The following is a 21689-nucleotide window of genomic DNA, read 5'->3' on the forward strand; positions in this document are numbered from 1 at the left end:
CGTGGAACCCGCCCAGGTCCACTCCGCCGTCCGCGCGGGTGCCGGGGTGGTCGAGCTGGCCGTCTCGGCGGAGGAGCACGCCACCTCCGCGCGTGCGGGCGCCGGTCCGCCGGCTCCGGAGAGCGCGGCCCCGACCGTGGAGGCCGCCCGGCGGGCGAGACTGACGACGGTCGCGCACATAACCGAGTCCTTCGCCGAGGACCGCGCGGACGCTCCCCGAACGGCAGGGAACGCCCGTACACCTCGTTGTGGTCCCTGGTCACGCGCGGCTCCGGGGATGACGGGCACCCTCCATGTCCTGGCGCGCGAGAGGTTCCCCGGGCGCCAGGACATGGAGGGCTCCCGCTGTGTCAGATGACTCCGGCAGCCGACAGGCCGGTGAACTCCGCCTGCGTCAGGCCGAGGAGCCCGCGGTAGACCTCTTCGTTGTGCTGCCCGAGCGCGGGCCCGGCGCTGCGCACGCTTCCGGGGGTGTCGGAGAGCTTGGGGACCACGTTCTGCATGGCCAGCTCGCCGAAGTCCGGGTGCGGGACGCGGACGATGGCCTCGCGGGCGGCGAAGTGCGGATCGGCGAACATGTCCTTGGCCGTGTAGACCCGCCCGGCGGGGACACCGCCCTCGTGCAGCGACGAAAGCAGCTCATCCGCGGGGATCCCCGCGGTCCAGGCGGCGATGATCTCGTCAAGCTCGGCCATGTTCGCACCGCGCGCGCCGTGCGTGGCGTAACGCTCGTCGGCGGCCAGCTCGGACCTGCCCATCAGGGTCGCCAGGCGGGTGAAGACGCTGTCCTGGTTGGCGGCGATGAGGATGGTGTCGCCGTCCTTGGTCGGGTAGACGTTGCTGGGCGAGACGTTGGGCAGCACGGTGCCGGTGCGCTCGCGCCGGTAGCCGGCCTGCTGCCATTCGGGCAGCATCGACTCCATCATGGCGAGCACCGCCTCGTAGATCGCCGAGTCGACGACCTGGCCCCTGCCGCTGCGCTCGCGCTCGTGCAGCGCGACGAGCGTGCCGACACAGGCGTGGGTGGCGGCCAGGGAGTCGCCCAGCGAGATGCCGGCGCGCGCCGGCGGCCGGTCGGGGTCGCCGGTGACGTGGCGGATGCCGCCCATGGCCTCGCCGATCGAGCCGTATCCGGCTCGGGGGGCGTAGGGGCCGCTCTGGCCGAACCCGGTCACCCGGGTGATGACCAGGCGGGGGTTGATCTCGTGCAACCGGGCCGGGGACATGCCCCAGCGCTCCAGCGTGCCGGGCCGGAAGTTCTCCAGCAGCACGTCCGCCCGCTCCACCAGCCTGATGACCAGGTCCTGCCCCTCGGGGGTGCGCAGGTCGCAGGTGACCGACTTCTTGTTGCGGGCCACGACCGGCCACCAGAGCGACTGGCCGTACGGCTTCTCCCTGCCCCACTGGCGCATGGGGTCGCCCCGGCCGGGGTCCTCCACCTTGATGACCTCAGCGCCGAAGTCACCGAGCAGCTGGCCGCAGAACGGCCCGGCGAGCAGCTGGCCGAGCTCGACGACTCGGATGTCTCCGAGCGGAAGGCCTCTCACCTGTTGTTCTCCTGACGGCGGGGACCGAGCAGGGACGCGCGGGCGGAGAACAGGTGGGCGCGCATCACGGCCTCCGCCCATTCGGGGTCTCCGGCGCGCACGGCCGCCACGATCTCGATGTGATGGTTGACGCTGCGGCGCATGGCCTCTTCGTCGAAGGCTCCGTAGGTACGCAGCAACACCGGCGAGTGGACCAGCGAGCTGATCGACTGGGCGAGCACCTGACTGCCGCCGAGCCTGACCAGTTCCTGATGGAAGTCGGCGTTGAGGCGGTAGACCGCCTCAACGTCACGGCGGCCGGCGTGCTCGGCGAGGGTCGTCGCCAGCTCGTGCAGCCGCGCGATGTCCTGCTCCGTCGCGACGGCCACCGCCTGCCGGACGGCCAGCCCTTCGATCCTGGCACGCAGCTCGAAGATCGTCTCCAGATCGGCACGGGGATACACCACGACTCTGGCGCCCTTGTTGGCCGTGATCTCGACCAGCCCCTCGGCCTGCAGCCGCCGCAGCGCGTCGCGAACCGGAGTCCGGCTGACGCCCAGCGCCTCGGCCAGCTCGACCTCACCGAGGTGGTCACCCGGCTCGTAGTGACCGCTGAGGATCAGGCCACGTAGGCTATCGATTGTCGACATGTATACACCCTTATCAAATTTTTCTCCACAATGGCACTCAGAGCGAAAAATGACAAGTTTTTGTATACAACTAGCGGTGAGTGGGTGCGGTAAGCAGGAATCTTCAACGGCTTCCCCTGCGGGCCGAACCGGAGATCGTCTCCGCGCTCCCCGCCGTCGGATGAGCTTCGCCAGGTGATGTCGTCGACGACGGACGGCCCGGCCGGTGCCCGGGAGCGACCATCACCCGAAGGCCGTCACCCCGTTTGCTCCGCCCGCGCGCATCCCGGCGCGCCGCCGCACAGAATGGAGATCATGACTCCACGACGGATCTACCACGGCACAGGCCCCGGCTCGATCACCCCGGACGGCTGCTCGGTCGACTACTACACCACCCTCACCCCCAGGGGCGAACCCGAACTCATCCACGACTCGATCCCGGCCGGGGCCAGCATCCTCGAACTCGGTGCGGGCGTGGGCCGGATCACTCACCGCCTGCTGGAACTCGGGCACGAGGTCGTCGCGGTCGACGAGTCACCCGAGATGCTCACCCACATCCGCGGCACCGAGACTGTGTGCTCCCCCATCCAGACCCTGGCCCTGCCCAGAACCTTCGACCTCGTGCTGCTGATGTCGTTCGTCATCGAAACCGCCGACGACGACCTGCGCGCCGCGTTCCTGCGCACCTGCGCCGCACACGTCTCCGCCGACGGCTGCGTCATCCTGCAGCGCCAGCCCCCCGAGTGGTACGACACCGTCCAGCCGTTCGAACGCGACGCCGGCCCCGGTCGCACCGTCCGCATGACGCGGGTCAGCCGCCCCGCCCCCGACCTGCTCGACGCCACCATGGAGTACACCATCGGCGAGCGGCGCTGGACCCAGACCTTCGTCAGCCGCCGCCTCCCCGACCACCAACTGGAGCACGAACTCAACCAGGTGGGCCTGACCATCTCCGGATTCCTGAACGACGACCGCGGGTGGGTACGCGCCACACCCCGGTGACGCCCGCCCCTTTCCGAACGATCGAAGCAGAGCCGGCATCGACCCACCGGTGACACCGGGCACCAGGCCGCCACCTCGCCGGAGCGGTCGTCGCGAGCCTGTCAGGGGAGAGACCCCAGCTCACCTCCGCCCCGGCCCGTCCGCGAGTCGTGCGGTGCTCACCCGGCCGAGCCGGTCAGGCGCTCGGCGCCGACCGGCTCGGCCGGGTGATCCCGGTCAGGGCTCGATCCCGTGGCGGAGCAGTGTCCACACCCGTTCGGCGGGCAGGCTCGGCCGCCGCGATTCACCGCGACACGATCACCACGACAACACCACCGCCTCGGTCATGGGCCGCACCTACCCCGCCCCGGCTCGACCATCGCCCCCGCCACCGTCTTCGGCTACCGCGCCGCACAGCACGCCGCATCCCGATGACCTGGACACCGCGCCCCCGAACACGGCGGCGACCACCGGCGCGTGGACAGGTGGCGCCTGCGGTCCATCAGCGGCGGACGGGAGAACCCTCGACGGCATGTTTTCAGCGAACGGGCAGGCCGGTGACGGCACGGCCGATGATCAGGCGCTGGATCTCCGACGTCCCCTCGAAGATGGTGTAGATCTTGGCGTCGCGGTGGAAGCGCTCGACCGGGTGGTCGCGGGTGTAGCCGGCCCCGCCGAGGATCTGGATGGCCTGGTCGGTGACCCAGACCGCGGTCTCGCCGGCGACCAGCTTGGACATGGAGCCCTCGGCCTGGCCGAAGGTGCGGTTGTTGCGGGCCATCCAGGCGGCACGCCAGGTCATCAGGCGGGCGATGTCGACGCGGGTGGCCATGTCGGCCAGTAGGAAGGCGACGGCCTGGTTCTCGCCGATCCTGCGGCCGAACTGCTCGCGCTCGCGGGCGTAGTCGCGGGCGTACTCGTATCCGGCGCGGGCGATGCCGACGGCCATGGCCGCCACCGAGGGGCGGGTGGTCTCGAAGGTGCGCATCGCGCCCTGCTCTCCGGCCCGCTCGCCGGAGCGGACGCGGGCGAGCCTGGCGTCGAGCTTCTCCCTGCCGCCGAGCAGGCAGGAGCCCGGCACACGCACGTTGTCGAGGACGACCTCGGCGGTGTGGGAGGCACGGATGCCGTGTTTCCTGAACTTCTGGCCCATCGACAGGCCGGGGGTGCCGGCCGGGACGACGAAGGACGCCTGGCCTCGGGTGCCCAGGGACGGATCGACGGAGGCGACGACGACGTGGACGTCGGCGATGCCGCCGTTGGTGGCCCAGGTCTTCACACCGTTGAGGATCCAGTCGTCGCCCGAGGGGACGGCGCGGGTGCGGATGGCGCCCACATCGGAGCCGGCCTCGGGCTCGGAGGCGCAGAACGCTCCGAGCCTGACCTCCGAGGGGGTGCCGAACATCTGCGGGAGCCACTCGCCCAGCTGCTCGGGGGTGCCACTGGCCGAGAGGGCCGCGGCGGCCAGGCCGGTGCCGACGATGGACAGGCCGATGCCCGCATCCCCCCAGAAGAGCTCCTCGAAGGCCACGGTCAGGCCGAGCCCGCTCGGCTCGAACCACTGCTGGGCGAAGAAGTCGAGGGAGTAGAGCCCGATCTTGGCGGCCTCCTGGATGATCGGCCAGGGGGTCTCCTCGCGCTCGTCCCATTCGGCACCGGCCGGGCGGACCACCGAGCGGGCGAAGTCGTGCACCCAGTCCCGCACCTCGCGCACGTCGTCACTCAGCTCCGGGCAGAAGCCGCTCTCGCTCATCATCCACGCCTCCTCAGGGTGCGTTACCAACGGTAACACCCAAACTTTACCGGCGGACGGACCGCTCCGCGCAACCGGAGGAGCGCCCCTTCCCCGGCACCGACCGGCGAGCGGCCCCGCTCCCGGAGGTCTCGTTCACCGCCGCCGCGGGTTCCGTCCACCGCCGTGCGGGAATGCCGTCGGGCCACGCGCTCCCCGGCATCGCGGGCTCCGTACGCCGCCCGGGCTACGGCCTGACGGGCGGCCGGATGACTCCTATCGGGGACGGCAGCTCGGACGCAATGCCGCGATGGGTGAACTCGTGCTGGCCAGCGGGCTGCGCCGCAAGGAGTTCGGTCACCTCCTGGTGCACGAGATCCCGCCCCTGCCCAGCCGCCGGACGGAGGTCCCGGTGCCGTTCCTGGTCTCCCACAGCCTCGGCAAAGGCGGCAAGCAGCGCACTACCTGGATCAGCTACGACGCGCTGGTCAAAGTGCACGACTACATGGCGATGGAGCGGGCGGTCGCTGCCATCGGGTCGACCTGGTGGCCCGCCACCGGCGAGCCGCTACTGGTCGAACGCCCCGACTGGGAGGGCGCGACCATCAACGGACGACGCCGGTCTTGGCGGGTGCCGACAGTGCGGGAGCGCCTTCGGCTGGTGGAGCCCGGCGGCGGATCGAGCCTGCTCGCCCTGCAGTCCCGCGGGGCGCCGTTCGTCGACCGGGCGACCGTGTTCGCCCGGGCGTCCAGGCGCATCCGCGCCCGCTTCACGGCCAGGGACATCGCGCGTGTGCTGGTGGCCGCCGGCCCGCTGGGTCACCGCGAGCTCTGCGACCGTCTGGGGCTGCGCTACCAGGCGGCCGTCGCCAGGGCCGCGCGTTCGGCCGACCTGCTCGGCCAGATGAGAGGGGCATTGTTCCCCACCCGGGAGGTGGCCAACGCCTACAAGGTGCTGTTCGCGGCCTACACCGGGATCGTCCCCGACGGGATCTCCTCGCTCGGGCTGGACGACATCGTGTGGGCCGGCGACAGCGACATCCTGCTCAGCTACATCAAGGGCAGGACCGGCCCCGAAGGGCTTCACCTTCCCCGGCGCGCCGTCCGCCTGCTGGAACGCTGGCTCGCCTCCTCGGCCCCGCTGCGCCGCTTCGCGCCGGAGCCGCTGCGTTCACAGTTGTGGATCTACACCTACGGCCCCGGCCGATCACCCCCCCCCCGATGATCATGAAGCTCGACAAGCACACCGGAAGCCTGGCGATCTGGGCCGAGCGCACGGGCGGAATCCTCGCCGATGGCGGATCGCCGCTGCGCCTGCACAAGGGCCGATTCCGGCCGACGCATGCGAACATGCTGGCGCGGCGGGGCTGGACCGGGCGCACGACGATCGACCCCAACCACAGCGCGGCTGTGGAAGACGACCACTATCTGGTGGCCACGACCCCGCCCAGGTCGACGCGGTCGCGACACTCATCGAGCAGGGGCAGAGCGATCTCCTGCGTAAGTCCCTGCCGCCGGCCGTGCTCACGAGCGAGCAGACCGTCGAGCTGGTCCAGCGATTCCCGGACCTGATCGCCTCCCTCGGGCTCGACGACGCCACGGTCACCGAACCGGTGGCCGGGAACGTGATGTGTTCACCGCGGCGTGCGCCGACCAGCTCGCGAGCCCGCACGGACCGGCCGGTCAGCCCTGCCCGGCCAGGCCGTGGGTCTGCCTGATGTGCCCGCTGGCGGTGTTCCTGCCGCGTGACGCGCCCAATCTGCTGCGGCTGCGGGCGTTCTTCCGACGCCAGTTCCGGCAGATGCCCTCCGATCAGTTCATGCGGGTGTTCGGCCCGTACGCCGACCACCTGGACGCGGAGATCCTGCCCCGCTTCGGCGAGCACACGCTGCTGGAGGCCGCCGCCGAGGTAGCCGACGACGACCAGGAGATCCCGCTGCGCCCTGAGGAGAGCACCCGGTGAAGAGCCAGGCGATCGCGAAGGGAACTCCACCGGCTCCCGGTCAGTCGGTTTTCGCCGGCGTCGACGTGTGTGAGACGGCGGGTCTGACGCTGCGGCCGGGCAGCCTCCGGCCTCGATTCGAGGAGAAGATCTGGCTCCTGGACGGGCTGGCCGACGCCCCGGCGTCCATGGCCCGGGCCGAGAAGCGCTGGGACTTCACGATCATCCGCAATCGGCGGTGGCAGATCCTGGTCCGAGAGCACCTGCTCGCTCTGAGAGCCCCGCACCATACGGCATCATGCCCTCCGGGCCCGGCGCCCGGCATCTCATCGACGCCTTCGACCACATCGACACCACACTGAAGGAGGCTGGCCAAGCCGCGCCGGTCATCCTGGACACCGAGCGGCGCATCGAGAACATGCTGCGGACCACGGCAGGCACCCTCCACCTCGGGGCAGCCGACTACTGCTGGTTCCGCGATCCCGCCCAAGCCCTCTGCCTGCGCATGGCCGGCACGGCCGAACGCACCACACCCTTGGCCGGGCACTGTGACTCCAGCCGCTGCCCGCAGGCCACCCATCACCCCTGCCACCAGCCGGTCTGGCAAGAGCGCGCCACAACCTTCGAGGCCTTCCTCGGCAATCCCCGCGTGCCTGCGGGCGAGAAGAAGCGGCTGCGTCCCGAGCACGAGCGGACGCTCAAGGTCCTGGCCCAGATCGACTCCTCAGAAGGCTCCCACGGATGAGGCTCAGCGACGCACAGCGCCGGATCACCGAGGCGTGGATCCGTGCCGCCATGGACCGGCTGCTCTCCGGCGACCCGCCGCCTGGCCGGCGATACGACGTCAAGGCGCTGGCGGCGGAGGCCGACGTCCGCTAGGCGCATCCGGCCGGATGTGCCTAGCGGACGTCGCGTCCCGGGGCCCGGAGTGGTCAGGCGGGGGTGGGCCGCGGATGATGTCGTTAGGGCGGGGAGTCGTCGATCAGGTCACGGAGTTGGTTGCGGTTGGAGATGCCGAGCTTCGGAAAGGAGCGGTAGAGGTGGGCGGTGACCGTGCGGGGCGACAGGAACAGGCGGTCGGCGATCTCCGCGTTGGTCAGGCCGCGGGCGGCGAGGGTGACGATCTCACGCTGCTGGGCGGTGAGCCGGGCGAGAACCCCGGGCGCGGCGGACGGGGTGTGGACGCTGACACCGCACGCACGTAGTTCGCCCTCGGCCCGCCGTACCCAAGGAGCCGCGCCCAGCAGGACGAGGGTGTCGAGCGCCGCCACGAAGAACGGCTTGGCGTCGTTGATCCGCCGCTGCCGCCGTAACCACTCCCCGTAGTCGAGCTGGAACCGGGCCCGCTCGAAAGGCCAGCGAACCCCCGCTGGGTCCGACAACCCGGCGACGAAGTGGACCTCGGCGTCGGCGGGGTCGGCGAGCAGGCCACGCGCCCGGGCCGCGAGTTGCTCAAGCCGGGGGCCGGGGGTGAAGCCCATCTGGTCCAGCACCCGCTCCAGGAGTGCGGCTGCCTCCTTCTGCCTGCCCGAAGCTCAGGCGATGTCGCCGGTGAGGTAGCGCTGCGATCTTGTCGATCTCAGCCGACACCATCGGTTCATACCGGGTGACGTAACGGATCACGCCCAGCCCGGCCATTTGCGCGGCCACCAGCGTCGCCCGAAACTCCGGCTGATCCACCTCAACCGAACGCAACACCCGTACCACGATGTGCTTGATCATGAAGTCGTGCAGCCCGCGGCCGGCCTGCTCGTGGCCGGTAACGCTACGCAGCAATGCGACGAACACACCTCCGCCCACGGTGTCACAGTTGGTCAGAAACGTACGCACCATCCGCTGGCCGAGACCGACGGCGTCAACGCCTTCGCTGACGGCAGATTCGACCCCGGCTTCCATCGGTTCCTGGACAAGCTCACCGTGCACATTGACTCGAAGGCCCTTGCATAGCGCGTACACTCTCAGGCGATCTTGACTGGCTACCGCTTTGGCCTGGTGATATGCATCACGCAAAGGGGGCCGGAATCGGTACAAGATCCTGCGGCGCTGGATGCCACCGAATTGATGCAGCAACCTGCCCAACCTGGACACTTCGCCAACGAGACACGGCCTATGCCGCGACAAAGAGCGTCAGCGAGCGGAGCGGTAGCCGGGAACAGTGATCATCGGCGGGCGTTCGGCGACGGCGACGTCCCGGACGCTCACCTGGTGACCGCTCTCGCCCCGGCGGAACTGGGCCAGGCGGGGAGAGGGGCTGTGCAGGGAGACCATCATGTTCTGGCGCTCCAGGCGCGACCAGGAGGTCTGCAGGATCTGGGCGGCCATCCCGCCGAGCGCCTCCGTCGACTGGTGGGAGTGGACCCGGCGGCCCAGGTCCACCTGGGCCAGGGCGTCGAGCCCGGCGAGGTCGAGCAGGTCGATCAACAGGCCGAGCTCCACACCGTAACCGGTGACGAAGGGCACGCTCTCCAGCACGGACCTGCGCCCGGCGTACTCCCCGGCGAGAGGTTGCACGAATCCGGCCAGCAGCGGCCAGTGCAGGTTGAGCAGGGGGCGCGCGACGAGCTCGGTGACCCGGCCGCCACCGCTCTGCACGTTCTGCAGGGGCCGGTCGTAGCAGCCCTTGACGTAGACCACCGCCTCGTCGGCGAGCAGCGGGCCGAGCAGCCCGGTCACGAAGGAGGTGCGGAACTCGCGCAGGTCGGCGTCGATGAACACGAGCAGGTCGCCGGAGGTCGCGGCGAGGGACTTCCAGAGCGCCTCGCCCTTGCCGTCCAGCGGTTTGAGGTCGGGCAGGACCTCGTCCTGCGCGATCACCGTCGCCCCCGCGCGCGCGGCGCGTACCGCGGTGTCGTCGACGGAGCGGGAGTCGATGACCACGAGTTCGTCGACGAGCGGCACGGCCTCCATCAGGTCGTGGCGGATCGCGGTGACGATCTCCCCGACCGTCTCCTCCTCATCGCGCGCGGGCAACACGACGCTGATCGTCGTCTCACCCTTGGCTCTCAGCAGCTCCGGCAGCGACCAGTCGCCCGAGGATGAGGTGCGCTCGCGTAGCCATGCCTCGACCTCAGGCAGCACAGCCCACCCTTCCCATCACCTCGGTACTTACGGGTATCACCTTATGTGGCGCTGATTCCGCACAAGTACCGGCTCCCGTCCTCACCGCGCAGGTGGGAAGATCAGTCCAGTCCGGTACGAGGAGGGAAGGCATGGACCCGGTAGCCGTGCTGCGGGCGGCACGCGCCGTCCGCGACGAACTCGACAGCTTGATGGGTGGTGCCTCCGCGGAACTTCGCGACCGGCTGGATCCGCTGCTGGCCGAGGCCGGCAGCCGGCCTCCGGGGCGACTGGCCGACGCGATCATCATGCTGATCGCCCAGTACGGCCCGGCCTGGAACCGGCTCTCCGCGCTGCTGAACCTGGACCACGGCCTCGCCGCCGAGCAGGTGGTCCCCATGCTCGCCGACCCGGGCCCGCAGGATTCCGGGGCCGCGTACGACGGCGGATACGACAACCTGCCCCCCACCGGCGCCATGAGCGTCGACTGGATGCGCCCCGACCAGGCGGGCCCCGCCGCACCGCAGGCGCCGTCACCGCAGGCGCCGTCACCGCAGGCACCGCCGACGCCGCCCGCCGGGGGCCGGGGTTCCTCGATGCTCGACCGGCTGACCGGGGCCTTTCGCAGGCGGCGCGGGGATGCGCCCGCCCCGGCGCCCGAGTCCGAGTGGGAGGGGATCCCGCTGATCGAGGCGCCCACCGAGTCGGTCTCGGGCTGGGGCACGGAGGTGTCGATCGGCGTCGCCCCGGCCCAGGGGCAGGACGGCGTCGCGGCACCGCGCGAGCCGGTCGAGCTGGACATCCAGCTCATCGCCGAGGGCTTCGACGCACCGGGCGGGTGGCAGGTACGGCTGCGCGTCGACGCGGCGTCGCCCTACCCCCGCGCGGTGGTCGACCTTGTCGCCCTCGCGCAGCGGGAGCCCGAGGTCGCCCGGCAGATCCAGGCGATCTGTTCGGTGCGCAGCCAGGTGGTCGGGTTCGGCCTGCGCTCGATCACGCTGCACGGCTCGCCCGGCAGGCTCGGCCGGGAGGAGCCGCCCGAGCCGGTCTCCGGCACCCGGATCCGTCCGGCCCTCGTGGGCGAGCCGGCGGACGTCACGGTGGCCATCGTCCACGGTGACGAGCCGGGACGGCTGTGGTGGACCTACCGGTCGCCGCACTTCGTCACCCCCGACCGGGCCGAGCTCTGCGACCTCGGCATGCGAGCCTCGGAGTTCGGCCGGCAACTGACCGGGCAGGGCCGCCTCTCCGAGGAACTGGGACGGAAGGTCGGCTCGCGCGTGCCCCGGGGTTTCTGGGAACTTCTGAACGCGGTGGCCGGCCGGGTGGCACCGCGCCGCCCGAGCGTGCTGATCCTCTCCCAGGAGCCGCACGTGCCCTGGGAGCTGGCCGTGCTGGAGCATCCCTACGATCCGTCGCTCCCCCGCTATCTGAACTGCCAGACGGTGACCGGCCGCTGGCCCCTCGGTGGCCGGCGCCCCGAGCTGCCGCCCCCGGTGAGCGCGCGGGCGGATCACGTCGCGGTGGTGTACGACGAGGCGCAGGCGCACCCGCTGGTGACCGAGTACGGCGCCACGCAGGTCTCCTCCGCGCTCGGCGACGTCCTGGGCGTGCTCGGCCAGGGGCCGGACATCGTCCACCTCACAGCCGGCGGATCCGTGGCCGAGGCGCTGGGCCGTGACCTGGCCGGCGCCCCGTTCGTCTTCCTGGAGGAACCGGGGGACGCCCAGGCGTTCCTGCTCGCGGGCGCGAGCGGGGTCGTCGAACCGCTCTGGCCGGTCGGCGGGGGCCTGGCCCGGGAGTTCTACCGGCGCTGCTTCACCGGTGAGCCTCCGGCCGAGGTGCTGCGGTCCATGCGCGGGCAGGCCCCCGACGGCGCGGGCGCCTACCGGTTCCACGGCCACCCGTCCCTGACGCTGCGCCGGACGCCCCCGCCCTCGAAGTGACCCGTACCCGGATCGCGTGCTCAGCGGACGGCGTGGCGCTCCAGGAAGGTGTAGACGTCGGCCTCGTCGACGCCGGGGAAGGATCCGGGCGGCAGCGCGGCCAGGATGTGGGAGTTGCCCCGGGCCGAGGGCCAGGCGTATCCCTCCCAGCGCTGGGTCAGCTCGGCGGGCGGGCGGCGACAGCAGTCGCCGGTGGGGCAGTCGGACTTGGTGCGACTGGTGGTCTCGCGCCCGCGAAACCAGCGCGACTCCCGGTAGGGGACACCGAGGGTGATGGCGAAGTCACGCTCGCGCGACGGGTCGACGTGGGCGACGCAGAAGTAGGTGCCGGTGGGCGAGTCCGAGTACTGGTAGTAGACGGAGAAGCGGTCGGGCGACAGGAAGACCTGGCGCCCGGACCACTGCAGGCACATGCGCTGGCCCTCGATCGCCCCCTGCTCGTCGGCGGGGAAGACGATGCCGTCGTTCTCGTAGGCCTTGTAGATGATCCCGCCGGCGTTGTTGCGGACGAAGTGGCAGCTCAGGTCGAGGAAGTGGGTGGCCAGGTTGGTGAAGCGGTGCGCGGCCATCTCGTAGGAGACGGCGAACACGTCGCGCAGGTCCTCCACGCTCAGCGCCCGGTCCTTCTTGGCCTCCCTCAGGTACGGCACGGCGGCCGCCTCGGGCACCAGGACCGCGGCGGCGAAGTAGTTGGCCTCGGTCCGCTGGCGCAGGAAGTCCGCGAAGTCGCGGGGCTTGTGGTGCCCGAGGGAGAGGTGGCCGAGGGTCTGCAGCAGGATCGTGCGGGGGGTGTGCATGCCGACCTGCTCGTGCTTGACGTAGATGCGCCGGTTGCGCAGGTCGGAGATGGAGCGCACGGTGCGCGGCAGGTCCTGGACCGTCTGCACGGTGTAGCCGAAGTGGCCGACCAGCGCCTGCACCGTGCTCTGCGACAGCGCTCCGGAACGGTAGCCGACCGCGGCGAGCGCCTCGGCGGCGGCCCGCTCGATCTCCGCGAAGTAGTTGCCCTGCTCACGCTGCTTGCGGCGGAGCTCGGCGTTCGCCGCACGGGCCTCCTCGGGGGTGGCGGTGCCCTTGGCCTGGCGTGAGCGCAACTCCCCGTAGAGGCCGAGGATGTGTTCGAGCACGTCGTTGGGGACGCGCGCGGAGACCTTCAGCCTGGCCAGGCCGAGCCCGGCGTACAGGGGGTCGCGCTGCGCCTCCTCCAGGGCCATCTCCAGCTGCGCCCGCCGGTTGGGGGCCTGCCTGCGCAGTAGTTCCTCGATCGGCACGCCGAGCGCGGCGGCCAGGGACTTCAGCAGCGACAACTTCGGCTCGCGCTTGCCGTTCTCCAGCAGGGAGAGCTGGCTGGGCGCGCGGTTCACACGTTCCCCCAGGTCGGACAGGGTGAGGCCACGCTGCTTGCGCAGGTGCCGGAGACGCTGGCCGAACGCGATGAGATCGAGCTCCTGTGTCAAGGAAAGCGGTTCTTCACCCACCAAAGATGCCATAGCACGATGCTAAACGAAATTTCCTAGGAAATTTCACAGCCACGCACGCCACCCGGGAGAACGCCACCACACCCGCGCCGGAAATTCCGGCCGGCCCTGCGGGACGGAGGGGGCGGGGTGCCGCGACCTCCAGGGCACCGCGGAGAGTGGCACCGCGGTGCCGGCGGTGGCGGTGGCGGTGGCGGTGGCGGTGGCGGTGGCGACGGTGTGGCGGTGACCGCGGGGCGAAATCCCCGGGCGATGGCCTCCGACGACCCATGACCGGCAAGCCGCAAAGCGCGCTACCGGAATTGGTCTAGTCCATAGCGAAAACTATGAAGTTCTTCCCATCTGAATACCGATGAGTATTGACGACAGGGGAAGAATCTTCATTCTTTCGTTGGAATCGGCCTTGTTCGCCCGTTTTGTCGAGGCACACACTCGAGGTAAGGCACCCAGGGGACGAAAAGGAGTTACACCATGAGTGATCGCCTCAAGGGAGCCGCAGACGAGCTGCGGCGCGAGTGGGAGACCAACCCTCGCTGGAAGGGCACCGAGCGGACGTACACGGCCGAGGACGTGGTTCGACTCAGGGGGTCCGTCCAGGAGGAGCACACTCTCGCCCGGCTCGGCGCCGAGCGGCTGTGGGACCTGCTGAACACCGGGGACTACGTGCACGCCCTTGGCGCACTGACCGGCAACCAGGCCGTGCAGCAGGTCAAGGCCGGCCTGAGGGCGATCTACCTGTCAGGCTGGCAGGTCGCCGCCGACGCCAACCTCGGCGCGCAGACCTACCCCGACCAGAGCCTCTACCCGGCCAACTCGGTTCCGGCCGTGGTTCGCCGGATCAACAACGCGCTGCTCCGCGCCGACCAGATCACCTGGTCGGAGGGCGACCAGGACGCGCCGCACTGGCTGGCGCCGATCGTGGCCGACGCGGAGGCCGGCTTCGGCGGCGTGCTGAACGCCTTCGAGCTGATGAAGGGCATGATCGCCGCGGGTGCCGCAGGCGTGCACTGGGAGGACCAGCTCGCCTCGGAGAAGAAGTGCGGCCACCTGGGCGGCAAGGTGCTCATCCCCACCGGCCAGCACATCAAGACCCTCAGCGCCGCCCGCCTGGCCGCGGACGTGCTGGGTGTGCCGACCCTGGTCATCGCGCGGACCGACGCCCAGGCCGCGACGCTCCTGACCACCGACGTCGACCCCCGTGACCAGGCGTTCACCACCGGCGACCGCACCGCGGAGGGCTTCTACCGGGTCCGCAACGGCGTGGACGCCTGCATCGCCCGCGGCCTGGCCTACGCGCCCCACTCCGACCTGCTCTGGATGGAGACCTCCACCCCGGACCTGGACGTGGCCCGCGAGTTCGCCGAGGCCATCAAGGCCGAATACCCCGACCAGATGCTGTCCTACAACTGCTCGCCCTCGTTCAACTGGAAGAAGCACCTGGACGACTCCACCATCGCCAAGTTCCAGCGCGAGCTCGGCCACATGGGCTACAAGTTCCAGTTCATCACGCTGGCGGGCTTCCACTCGCTGAACCACTCGATGTTCGACCTCGCCAGGGGCTACGCCGAGGACGGCATGACCTCCTACGTCCAGCTCCAGGAGGCCGAGTTCGCCGCCGAGGCACGCGGCTACACCGCCACCCGCCACCAGCGCGAGGTCGGCACCGGATACTTCGACCTGGTCAGCACGGCCATCGCGCCGGACTCCTCCACCACGGCCCTGAAGGGGTCGACGGAGGAGGAGCAGTTCGCAGAGGCTCACTGACTCTCCGGACCGGGCTCGCCCAGACGACTTCCGGGGCATGGAACGGTTCCCCGGGCGAGCGCGATGACCAGGTCGTCGACCGAGGCCCCGCCGTGCGGATCTCCCCCTGATCCGTACGGCGGGGCCTTCCCGTACCCGTCCCGCGCGCCGCGGCGCGCTCCAAGCGCGGCCGCGGGGGCGGGCGGCGCCTCAGCGGCCGACGGCCTCGATGAGCTTGCGGCGCTGCTGGGCGCCGAGACCCCCCAGCCGGCGCGCCTCGTCCACATCGGCCTGCGCCATCAGCTGCGCGGCCTTGACCGTCCCGACGCCGGGCAGCGCCCGGAGAGCCTGAGAGACCTTGATGCGCTTGGCGATGTCGTCCTCGCGGCCAAGCAGCTGCTCCAGGCTGAGGGCGCCGTTCTTGACCTCGGCGAGAAGCTTGGCGCGGGCCGTGCGGGTCTCGGCGGCCTTGACCAGGGCGGCCTGACGCTGTTCGGGGGTGAGCTTGGGCAAAGCCATGGTGTTTTCTCCCTGATGACGGTAATTCCAGCGTCCTGTTACCCAAAGCGACTGGGTTAATCATCGGAGAGCCTACGGATAGATCCACAGGACCCGTACTGTGCATCACGATATGCCCGTTTGGTTACCCCGCCCTTACCCGGCCCTCCGTAGCCTCGGGCTCATGGGTATCTGGCGAAGCCCTCAGGGCATAGAGGTTGAGGCCATCGTGGTTCACGACGGCCCCTGTCTGCTGGTCACCCGCCGGATCGACGGGCGGCGGGTTCTCGTGGCGTACTGCATGAACATCCGCGAGGTCGGAGAGCACGTCGATCTGGCGGAGCTCGTCCCCGCGTAGGCGAACACTCAGGGTTGGACCACGACCGAGTCCAATTCGGTACGGCTGTCAACTTCTGCGCCCACTGGGGCGTCAGACTGGTCAGGGAGGCTCGATGGATGTTCTGGTCGGCCTCGTTGACGAAGATCTCCGCCTGGAGCTCATCCTCGTCGAGGCACTGCACACCGAGGCGGAACGGCTGGCCGCCCAGCCCGACCGCTGAACGGGGGCGGGCGCCCGTCCCACGAACCGGGCGGGCCCCGTCCCACCGGCGACCATCGGGTGGGGATGGCGTTAGCTTTCTCCTTGACCTCCTTTCCACGGCTTGAGGCCGGGGTCTCCACGCTCAAGGAGATGTGATGAACAAGCGCGAGCTGATCGAGAAGGCCGCCGCCGAGGCAGGGCTCACCCGACGGCAGACGGCCGCGGCTCTCGATGCGATCCTGGGGACGATCCAGACCGCGGTGGCGGCCGAGGACAAGGTGGCGATCCCCGGATTCGGATCCTTCGAGATCGTCCACAAACCCGCACGGACCGGGCGCAACCCACAGACCGGCGAGCCATTGGAGATCGCGGAGACCTGGACGGCGAAGTTCAAGCCCAGCCCGGGGTTCATGGGCCTGATCCGCCAGCGCAAGAAGGACTGACACCCTCCCGGCTCGCCGAGCGGACCCGGCAAGCTCCCCGGAACGCGCACTCGACCGTCTTCGCCCGTACCCGGCCGATCCGGTGCCCGGCGGCGAACGCCGGGCCTGGAGCGAGAGCCTGAGCTTGAGCGGCCGCCCCTCCCCCTTGGACGAGGGGTTCTCGCGAGCCCGACACGATCCCACATGTCACGATCTGTGATTATATGATCACCGTATGAGATGTCGCGCGATCCACCAAGTGTGATTCCGCTCATACCCACAGATCTCCGCCAACCCGGCGACCGCGCGAAAAACTCCGTCCCCGCCCCGTGTTTCGCCACCGGACACCCCCGGGACCCGCGCCGCACACCTGGCCGCCGTAACCCGAATGTCACATCCGGCTTCTTGTAGCCCAGAGGTCTCCTATGGAAGGTTGCACCTCAGACGTTTAAGGTCAAACCTTTAGGAGGCGCTCCCATGCAGCCCCCCAACCATCGCTATCGGGGATACCGGTCGTTCGACTATCTGGAGCCGCATACCGACTTCAAGGTCTTCGACCTCGCCCCCGAACTCGACCGTGTTCCCGCGTACGACCTGGGCCTGTCGGCTGAGCAGTCCGTGCGAGTCAGCCGCCTCCTGACCGAGCACATGGCCATCTCGCTGCACGAGCACCCCAAGGTCCTGACCGCGGACGTCACGCAACTGCGCGACTACAACCGGACAGGGCGCAACGTGCTCGGGTACGAGGGCCTGTCGCGGTCGGGCATGACCGCGCTCTTCGACAACTTCATGAACGGCACCAACTGCGTCACCAGCGAGCACGGCTGGAAGTGGGACGACGTCATCTACGACCTCGGCCTGCGCTTCGCGGACATCGCCAAGCAGGACTTCGTCGTCCTGGCCCGCACGGTCGCGGAGATCGAGAAGGCCAAGGCGAGCGGGCAGCTCGCGCTGGTCGCCGGGCTGGAAGCGGCGACGATGATCGAGAACGAGCTCGATCGCCTGGACATCCTGTACGGCTTCGGCGTCCGCCAGATCGGCATCGCCTACTCACAGGCCAACCAGCTCGGCTCCGGGCTGGCCGAGCGCGCCGACGCCGGGCTGACCAACTTCGGCCGCCGCGCGGTGGAGCGGATGAACAGGCTCGGCATGGCCATCGACATCTCGCACTCGGGCGACCGCACCAGCCTGGAGGTCATCGAGCACTCGACCGTACCGGTCTTCATCACCCACGCCGGGGCCCGCGCGATCTGGCCGACCAACCGGATGAAGCCCGACGAGGTCATCAAGGCGTGCGCCGAACGCGGCGGCGTCATCGGCCTGGAGGCGGCCCCGCACACCACGCTGTCGGAGAGGCACCGCGAACACTCCCTGGAGTCGGTGATGGACCACTTCACCTACTGCGTGGACCTGGTGGGCATCGACCACGTCGCCTTCGGCCCCGACACCAACTTCGGCGACCACGTGGGGCTGCACGACTCCTTCACCGGTCACCTCTCGATCGGCCAGGCCCACGGACATGTCGAGCACCCGCGGGTGCCGTACGTGGCCGGTATGGAGAACCCGGCGGAGAACTTCACCAACATCGTCGGCTGGCTCGTCAAGCACGGCTACGGCGACGACGACATCAGCAAGGTCATCGGCGGGAACATCCTGCGCGTACTCAAGGAAGTCTGGTGAACATGCGTACCCTCGGACGCCTGTCCGGCGCCGTCACGGCCGTCGTGACCGCGCTGGCGCTCACGTCGTGCGGCCTCAACGAGAGCCAGGAGGCCTCGAAGCCGGCCGGCGGCGACAGCTCCACCACGCTGCGCATCGGCACCACCACCGACGTCGCGAACTTCAACCCGCTGCAGTCGCTGAGCAAGACCGACAACTGGATTCTCAACGCGATGTACCCGCACCTGCTGCGGATCGACGGGAACGCCAAGAAGGTCCCCGAGCTCGCCAGCGAGTACACCCACGAAGACGGCGGCAAGTCGGTCGTCTTCACCCTGCGCGACGACTTCGTGTGGAGTGACGGCACCCCGGTGACGTCGGCCGACGTGAAGTACTCGGCCGAAACAATCATGAAGAACAAGCTGGGGAACGTGGCCGCGAAGCTCACCTGGGTCGAGGGCATCGAGACGCCCGACGCCACCACGGTGGTCTTCAAGCTCAGCCAGCCCTACGCGCCGTTCGCCGAAGGCGTGGGCTTCTGGATGTCCGTCGTCCCCAAGCACATCTTCGAAAAGGCCGGCGACATCACCAAGTTCGCCAACAACTCCGACTGGGTCGGCGCGGGCGCGTACATCCTGAAGAGCGCCACGCCCGGTCAGCGCTACGTGATGACGCGCAACGACAAGTACCCCTACGCGCCCGCGGGCGGCGCGGCCGTCGACACCGTCGAGTACCGGCTGTACCCGGACGTCAACACCATGCAGCTCGCACTGCGCAACGGCGACATCGACCTGATGGGCACGCCGGTGCCCGCCTCGGCCGTCGCCTCGTTCAAGGGCGACGAGAAGATCAAGCTGCAGGAGGTCGGCTCGCTGGGCTTCGCCCACATCACCTACAACGTCACCAACGAGCATCTGGCCCGCCCGAAGGTCCGGCAGGCGCTGTCGATGGTCGTCGACACCAAGTCGATCATTTCGACGGTGCTGCAGGGTGAGGGCACACCGACGACCGGCCCGATTTCACCGATCTTCGGGGAGTACGACAACACCGAGCTCCAGCCGTACCCGTTCGACCCGGCCGCCGCGCGCAAGCTCCTCGAAGAGGACGGATACACAGACAAGAACGGCGACGGGAAGCTCGACGGCCTGTCCTTGGAGATGGTCTGCGACCAGAGCAACCCGAACCTGACCCGGGTCGCCCAGGTGGTCCGGGAGGACGCGGCCAAGGCCGGCATCGAACTCGTCGCCTCGTGCGTCGAGCGGAACACGTTCCTCAGCAGGACCAAGAGCGGTGACTACGACATCGACGTCTCGCAGTGGGCCGTCTTCGACAACCCGATGGACCAGCTCCGCAGCACCTACCTGTCGAGCAACCCGGGCGGCATCAACTACAACCTGGTCAAGGACCCCAAGCTCGACAAGCTCATCAACGAGGCCGCCGTCACGACCGACCGCGACAAGTTCGTGGGGAAGATCAAGGAGCTTGACGGCTACGTGCACGAGCAGGCGCTGCTGACGCCGCTCTATGTCGAGAAGATCCAGTTCGCCTACAACGCCGGCAAGTTCACCGGCTTCCAGCCCTCGCCCAGCGATCTGCTCGGCATGGTGACCGGCTACTCGCTGTCGCAGGTCCGGCCCGCCGGCTGAGACGAGGAACGGAGAGGAGGTGGGGTCACCCCATGGCTGGATTCATCGCCAGAAGGGCGATGCGTGCGATCCTGACCATCTGGATCGCGGTCACCGTGACGTTTTTCCTGCTTCGACTGCTGCCGGGTGATCCCACCCTTCTGGTCGTCGAAGGGGACATGACCCCCGAGATGCAGCAGGCGCTGCGGGAGCAGTACGGGCTGGACAAGCCCATGCTCATGCAGTACTGGCTGTATCTGACCGAGTTGGTGCAGGGCAACCTCGGCACGTCGTTCAGGCAGCTCCAGCCGGTCACCGACATCATCGTGTCGCGGTTGCCGTGGACGGCGCTCCTGGCCGGTTCGGCGTTCGTGCTGACCATCGTGCTCGGCATCCCGCTCGGGGTGTACGCCGCCGCCCATCGCGGCAAGCGCGTCGACCGGATCGTCCAGATGTTCGGGATCACCGGGCACGCGCTGTTCGTCCCGAGCATCGGGATCCTGCTGCTCGTGGTCGCGGGCTCGTGGCTCGGCTGGTTCCCGATCGGCGGCGCGATCGACCCCGACACCCGGGGCATCGACGCGTACGTCAGCCTGTTCCACCATCTCGCGCTGCCCCTGCTGAGCCTCGTGGTCGTGCAACTCGGGCCGTACGCGCTCACGCTGCGCACCAACATGCTCGAAGTCCTCGGTGAGGACTACATCAAGAGCGCCCGCGGCCGTGGCCTGTCGCCGCAGCGCACCCTGTGGCGGCACGCGTTGCGCAACGCGTTCCTCCCGGCGCTGACGCTGATGGGTCTTCAGCTCGGCACCCTGGTCGGCGGAGCGGTGCTCACCGAGACCGTGTTCGCCTACCCCGGCGTCGGACGGCTGATCTACGAGGCCGTCGGCCAACTCGACTATCCGCTGCTGCAGGGAGCGTTCATCATGCTCGCGATCACCGTGGTCGTCGCGAACCTGATCACCGACGTGGTCAGCATGCTGCTCAACCCGAGGATTCGCGCATGAACGCGACGCCTCCCGACGTGCGGCCCGCCGGTGCCGTCGCGCTGGACGAGCCGGCGGCGAGCACCCCGCCGTCGGCGATGAAGAGCCTCCGGCGATTCCTGGCCAAGCCCAGCGGCGCGCTGTCGATCGCGATGCTGCTGGTGTTCCTGGTGACCGGCCTGCTCGGCCCGCTCTTCGTGGACCGGCCGGGCGGGCTCGGCTCCGAAATCCTGCGGTCGCCGTCGGTCGCGCACTGGTTCGGCACCGACGATCTCGGCCAGGACGTGTTCGCCCAGGTGGTGTGGGGAACCCGGGTCAGCCTGACGGTGGCGATCGCGGCGTCGGCGATCGCGATCGTCATCGGCACGGCCCTCGGCCTGCTCGGCGCCTACTCCCGGCGGGCCGACGCCTGGGTCACCACGGTGACCGACCTGATGCTGTCGCTCCCCCTGCTGCCGCTCATGATCATGGTGACCGCGCTGGTCGGCCCGAGCGTCACGACGCTGACGTTCGTCATCGGGCTGTTCTCCTGGCCCGAGGTCACGCGGCTGATCCGATCGAACGGCCTGGTCGTGGTGTCCATGCCCTACATCGACGGCGCCCGCGCGCTCGGCGCGACAGGCTGGCGGATCGTCACCCGTGAGGTACTGCCCGCCGTGGTGCCGCTGATCGTGGTGAGCGTGCTGCTCACCGCGGCCAGAGCGGTGATCTCCGAAGCGGGATTGAGCTTCCTGGGGCTCGGCGACCCCGACTCCTGGTCGTGGGGACGGATCATCCTCAACGCCCAGCGCAGTGGCGTGATCTCCACCGCGTGGTGGCAGACGCTGTTCCCGTCACTGGCGATCCTGCTGCTCGTGCTCTCGGCGACGATCGCCGGTGTGCGATTCAACGACTCACGCGACCCTCGGCTGAAGGACCGGTGAC

Annotated in this window: 23 protein-coding genes; 15 read left to right on the forward strand and 8 right to left on the reverse strand. The window is 69.5% G+C overall.

Going from position 1 to position 21689, the window contains the following annotated elements:
• The first annotated feature begins 1 nt into the window (after nucleotide 1).
• The gene (locus ACQP0P_RS28390; RefSeq protein ID WP_433359889.1) at nucleotides 2–358 is read left to right on the forward strand and encodes a hypothetical protein; all 357 of its coding nucleotides are present in this window, start codon (nucleotides 2–4) and stop codon (nucleotides 356–358) included.
• Here ACQP0P_RS28390 and ACQP0P_RS28395 read toward each other — a convergent pair.
• Nucleotides 351–1547: a CaiB/BaiF CoA transferase family protein gene (locus ACQP0P_RS28395; RefSeq protein ID WP_433359892.1), complete on the reverse strand. Its 1197-nt coding sequence runs from the start codon at nucleotides 1545–1547 to the stop codon at nucleotides 351–353. The two genes, ACQP0P_RS28390 and ACQP0P_RS28395, sit on opposite strands and share 8 nt — an antisense overlap.
• The gene (locus tag ACQP0P_RS28400; protein ID WP_433359895.1) at nucleotides 1544–2176 is read right to left on the reverse strand and encodes a GntR family transcriptional regulator; all 633 of its coding nucleotides are present in this window, start codon (nucleotides 2174–2176) and stop codon (nucleotides 1544–1546) included. The genes ACQP0P_RS28395 and ACQP0P_RS28400 overlap by 4 nt, the downstream gene beginning before the upstream one ends.
• A gap of 294 nt (nucleotides 2177–2470) precedes the next feature.
• Here ACQP0P_RS28400 and ACQP0P_RS28405 point away from each other — a divergent pair, with 294 nt between their 5' ends.
• Nucleotides 2471–3157, forward strand: coding sequence for a class I SAM-dependent methyltransferase (locus tag ACQP0P_RS28405; RefSeq protein WP_433359898.1), 687 nt, complete (start codon nucleotides 2471–2473; stop codon nucleotides 3155–3157).
• 517 nt (nucleotides 3158–3674) lie between these two features.
• On the opposite strand, the gene ACQP0P_RS28410 is transcribed toward ACQP0P_RS28405, so the two are convergent.
• The gene (locus tag ACQP0P_RS28410) at nucleotides 3675–4889 is read right to left on the reverse strand and encodes an acyl-CoA dehydrogenase family protein (RefSeq protein ID WP_355618450.1); all 1215 of its coding nucleotides are present in this window, start codon (nucleotides 4887–4889) and stop codon (nucleotides 3675–3677) included.
• A 289-nt stretch (nucleotides 4890–5178) separates the two neighbouring features.
• Here ACQP0P_RS28410 and ACQP0P_RS28415 point away from each other — a divergent pair, with 289 nt between their 5' ends.
• The 5 genes from ACQP0P_RS28415 to ACQP0P_RS28435 all read left to right on the forward strand — a co-directional run bounded on the left by ACQP0P_RS28415 (nucleotide 5179) and on the right by ACQP0P_RS28435 (nucleotide 7689).
• Entirely contained in the window at nucleotides 5179–6093 is a 915-nt protein-coding gene (locus ACQP0P_RS28415) for a hypothetical protein (RefSeq protein WP_433359901.1), read from the forward strand.
• A complete protein-coding gene (locus ACQP0P_RS28420; RefSeq protein WP_433359904.1) occupies nucleotides 6090–6440 on the forward strand; it encodes a hypothetical protein in 351 nt (116 codons plus the stop codon). Before ACQP0P_RS28415 ends, ACQP0P_RS28420 begins: the two co-directional genes overlap by 4 nt.
• A 58-nt stretch (nucleotides 6441–6498) precedes the next feature.
• Nucleotides 6499–6831: a hypothetical protein gene (locus ACQP0P_RS28425; protein WP_433359906.1), complete on the forward strand. Its 333-nt coding sequence runs from the start codon at nucleotides 6499–6501 to the stop codon at nucleotides 6829–6831.
• Between the two features lie 277 nt (nucleotides 6832–7108).
• A complete protein-coding gene (locus ACQP0P_RS28430; RefSeq protein WP_433359909.1) occupies nucleotides 7109–7555 on the forward strand; it encodes a hypothetical protein in 447 nt (148 codons plus the stop codon).
• The gene (locus ACQP0P_RS28435) at nucleotides 7552–7689 is read left to right on the forward strand and encodes a hypothetical protein (RefSeq protein ID WP_433359911.1); all 138 of its coding nucleotides are present in this window, start codon (nucleotides 7552–7554) and stop codon (nucleotides 7687–7689) included. Before ACQP0P_RS28430 ends, ACQP0P_RS28435 begins: the two co-directional genes overlap by 4 nt.
• A gap of 83 nt (nucleotides 7690–7772) precedes the next feature.
• On the opposite strand, the gene ACQP0P_RS28440 is transcribed toward ACQP0P_RS28435, so the two are convergent.
• From ACQP0P_RS28440 to ACQP0P_RS28450, 3 genes are all read right to left on the reverse strand, one after another.
• Nucleotides 7773–8303: a helix-turn-helix transcriptional regulator gene (locus ACQP0P_RS28440; RefSeq protein ID WP_433359914.1), complete on the reverse strand. Its 531-nt coding sequence runs from the start codon at nucleotides 8301–8303 to the stop codon at nucleotides 7773–7775.
• Nucleotides 8263–8706 carry a hypothetical protein gene (locus tag ACQP0P_RS28445; protein ID WP_433359917.1) on the reverse strand — a complete coding sequence of 148 codons (444 nt, stop codon included), beginning with the start codon at nucleotides 8704–8706 and terminating at the stop codon, nucleotides 8263–8265. The genes ACQP0P_RS28440 and ACQP0P_RS28445 overlap by 41 nt, the downstream gene beginning before the upstream one ends.
• 231 nt (nucleotides 8707–8937) lie before the next feature.
• On the reverse strand, nucleotides 8938–9888 hold the full coding sequence (locus tag ACQP0P_RS28450) for a glucosyl-3-phosphoglycerate synthase (RefSeq protein ID WP_433359920.1): 951 nt from the start codon (nucleotides 9886–9888) through the stop codon (nucleotides 8938–8940).
• A gap of 131 nt (nucleotides 9889–10019) precedes the next feature.
• On the opposite strand from ACQP0P_RS28450, the gene ACQP0P_RS28455 reads away from it, so the two are divergent.
• Nucleotides 10020–11813: a hypothetical protein gene (locus tag ACQP0P_RS28455; RefSeq protein WP_433359922.1), complete on the forward strand. Its 1794-nt coding sequence runs from the start codon at nucleotides 10020–10022 to the stop codon at nucleotides 11811–11813.
• Nucleotides 11814–11833: 20 nt separating this feature from the next.
• Here the strand turns inward: ACQP0P_RS28455 and ACQP0P_RS28460 are convergent, their stop codons facing one another.
• The gene (locus ACQP0P_RS28460) at nucleotides 11834–13303 is read right to left on the reverse strand and encodes a helix-turn-helix domain-containing protein (RefSeq protein WP_433359925.1); all 1470 of its coding nucleotides are present in this window, start codon (nucleotides 13301–13303) and stop codon (nucleotides 11834–11836) included.
• A gap of 459 nt (nucleotides 13304–13762) precedes the next feature.
• Between ACQP0P_RS28460 and aceA the strand changes: the two genes are divergently transcribed.
• Nucleotides 13763–15055 carry an isocitrate lyase gene (gene aceA, locus ACQP0P_RS28465; RefSeq protein WP_433359927.1) on the forward strand — a complete coding sequence of 431 codons (1293 nt, stop codon included), beginning with the start codon at nucleotides 13763–13765 and terminating at the stop codon, nucleotides 15053–15055.
• Between the two features lie 189 nt (nucleotides 15056–15244).
• On the opposite strand, the gene mihF is transcribed toward aceA, so the two are convergent.
• Nucleotides 15245–15553, reverse strand: a complete 309-nt coding sequence (mihF, locus tag ACQP0P_RS28470; protein ID WP_364226202.1) for an integration host factor, actinobacterial type — start codon at nucleotides 15551–15553, stop codon at nucleotides 15245–15247.
• Nucleotides 15554–15716: 163 nt separating this feature from the next.
• On the opposite strand from mihF, the gene ACQP0P_RS28475 reads away from it, so the two are divergent.
• From ACQP0P_RS28475 to ACQP0P_RS28500, 6 genes are all read left to right on the forward strand, one after another.
• Entirely contained in the window at nucleotides 15717–15890 is a 174-nt protein-coding gene (locus ACQP0P_RS28475; RefSeq protein ID WP_350920360.1) for a hypothetical protein, read from the forward strand.
• A gap of 338 nt (nucleotides 15891–16228) precedes the next feature.
• Nucleotides 16229–16516, forward strand: a complete 288-nt coding sequence (locus ACQP0P_RS28480) for an HU family DNA-binding protein (protein ID WP_030909250.1) — start codon at nucleotides 16229–16231, stop codon at nucleotides 16514–16516.
• A gap of 456 nt (nucleotides 16517–16972) precedes the next feature.
• Nucleotides 16973–18175: a dipeptidase gene (locus ACQP0P_RS28485; protein WP_433359932.1), complete on the forward strand. Its 1203-nt coding sequence runs from the start codon at nucleotides 16973–16975 to the stop codon at nucleotides 18173–18175.
• Between the two features lie 2 nt (nucleotides 18176–18177).
• Nucleotides 18178–19800, forward strand: coding sequence for an ABC transporter substrate-binding protein (locus tag ACQP0P_RS28490; RefSeq protein ID WP_433382159.1), 1623 nt, complete (start codon nucleotides 18178–18180; stop codon nucleotides 19798–19800).
• Between the two features lie 32 nt (nucleotides 19801–19832).
• Nucleotides 19833–20786: an ABC transporter permease gene (locus tag ACQP0P_RS28495; RefSeq protein ID WP_433359935.1), complete on the forward strand. Its 954-nt coding sequence runs from the start codon at nucleotides 19833–19835 to the stop codon at nucleotides 20784–20786.
• Nucleotides 20783–21688, forward strand: a complete 906-nt coding sequence (locus ACQP0P_RS28500) for an ABC transporter permease (RefSeq protein ID WP_433359938.1) — start codon at nucleotides 20783–20785, stop codon at nucleotides 21686–21688. The genes ACQP0P_RS28495 and ACQP0P_RS28500 overlap by 4 nt, the downstream gene beginning before the upstream one ends.
• Nucleotide 21689: the final 1 nt, after the last annotated feature.

This window comes from Streptosporangium sp. CA-115845, from assembly GCF_050943795.1.
In the GTDB taxonomy this organism is placed as follows: Bacteria; Actinomycetota; Actinomycetes; order Streptosporangiales; family Streptosporangiaceae; genus Streptosporangium.

Bases quoted from the DNA above. Each gene is read 5' to 3' on its own strand.
- ACQP0P_RS28500 (WP_433359938.1), top strand. From the start codon at position 20,783: ATGAACGCGACGCCTCCCGACGTGCGGCCCGCCGGTGCCGTCGCGCTG.
- mihF (WP_364226202.1), bottom strand. From the start codon at position 15,553: ATGGCTTTGCCCAAGCTCACCCCCGAACAGCGTCAGGCCGCCCTGGTC.
- ACQP0P_RS28405 (WP_433359898.1), top strand. From the start codon at position 2,471: ATGACTCCACGACGGATCTACCACGGCACAGGCCCCGGCTCGATCACC.
- ACQP0P_RS28410 (WP_355618450.1), bottom strand. From the start codon at position 4,889: ATGAGCGAGAGCGGCTTCTGCCCGGAGCTGAGTGACGACGTGCGCGAG.
- ACQP0P_RS28420 (WP_433359904.1), top strand. From the start codon at position 6,090: ATGATCATGAAGCTCGACAAGCACACCGGAAGCCTGGCGATCTGGGCC.
- aceA (WP_433359927.1), top strand. From the start codon at position 13,763: ATGAGTGATCGCCTCAAGGGAGCCGCAGACGAGCTGCGGCGCGAGTGG.
- ACQP0P_RS28480 (WP_030909250.1), top strand. From the start codon at position 16,229: ATGAACAAGCGCGAGCTGATCGAGAAGGCCGCCGCCGAGGCAGGGCTC.
- ACQP0P_RS28475 (WP_350920360.1), top strand. From the start codon at position 15,717: ATGGGTATCTGGCGAAGCCCTCAGGGCATAGAGGTTGAGGCCATCGTG.
- ACQP0P_RS28495 (WP_433359935.1), top strand. From the start codon at position 19,833: ATGGCTGGATTCATCGCCAGAAGGGCGATGCGTGCGATCCTGACCATC.
- ACQP0P_RS28455 (WP_433359922.1), top strand. From the start codon at position 10,020: ATGGACCCGGTAGCCGTGCTGCGGGCGGCACGCGCCGTCCGCGACGAA.
- ACQP0P_RS28485 (WP_433359932.1), top strand. From the start codon at position 16,973: ATGCAGCCCCCCAACCATCGCTATCGGGGATACCGGTCGTTCGACTAT.
- ACQP0P_RS28415 (WP_433359901.1), top strand. From the start codon at position 5,179: ATGGGTGAACTCGTGCTGGCCAGCGGGCTGCGCCGCAAGGAGTTCGGT.
- ACQP0P_RS28490 (WP_433382159.1), top strand. From the start codon at position 18,178: ATGCGTACCCTCGGACGCCTGTCCGGCGCCGTCACGGCCGTCGTGACC.
- ACQP0P_RS28445 (WP_433359917.1), bottom strand. From the start codon at position 8,706: ATGGAAGCCGGGGTCGAATCTGCCGTCAGCGAAGGCGTTGACGCCGTC.
- ACQP0P_RS28400 (WP_433359895.1), bottom strand. From the start codon at position 2,176: ATGTCGACAATCGATAGCCTACGTGGCCTGATCCTCAGCGGTCACTAC.
- ACQP0P_RS28460 (WP_433359925.1), bottom strand. From the start codon at position 13,303: ATGGCATCTTTGGTGGGTGAAGAACCGCTTTCCTTGACACAGGAGCTC.
- ACQP0P_RS28430 (WP_433359909.1), top strand. From the start codon at position 7,109: ATGCCCTCCGGGCCCGGCGCCCGGCATCTCATCGACGCCTTCGACCAC.
- ACQP0P_RS28435 (WP_433359911.1), top strand. From the start codon at position 7,552: ATGAGGCTCAGCGACGCACAGCGCCGGATCACCGAGGCGTGGATCCGT.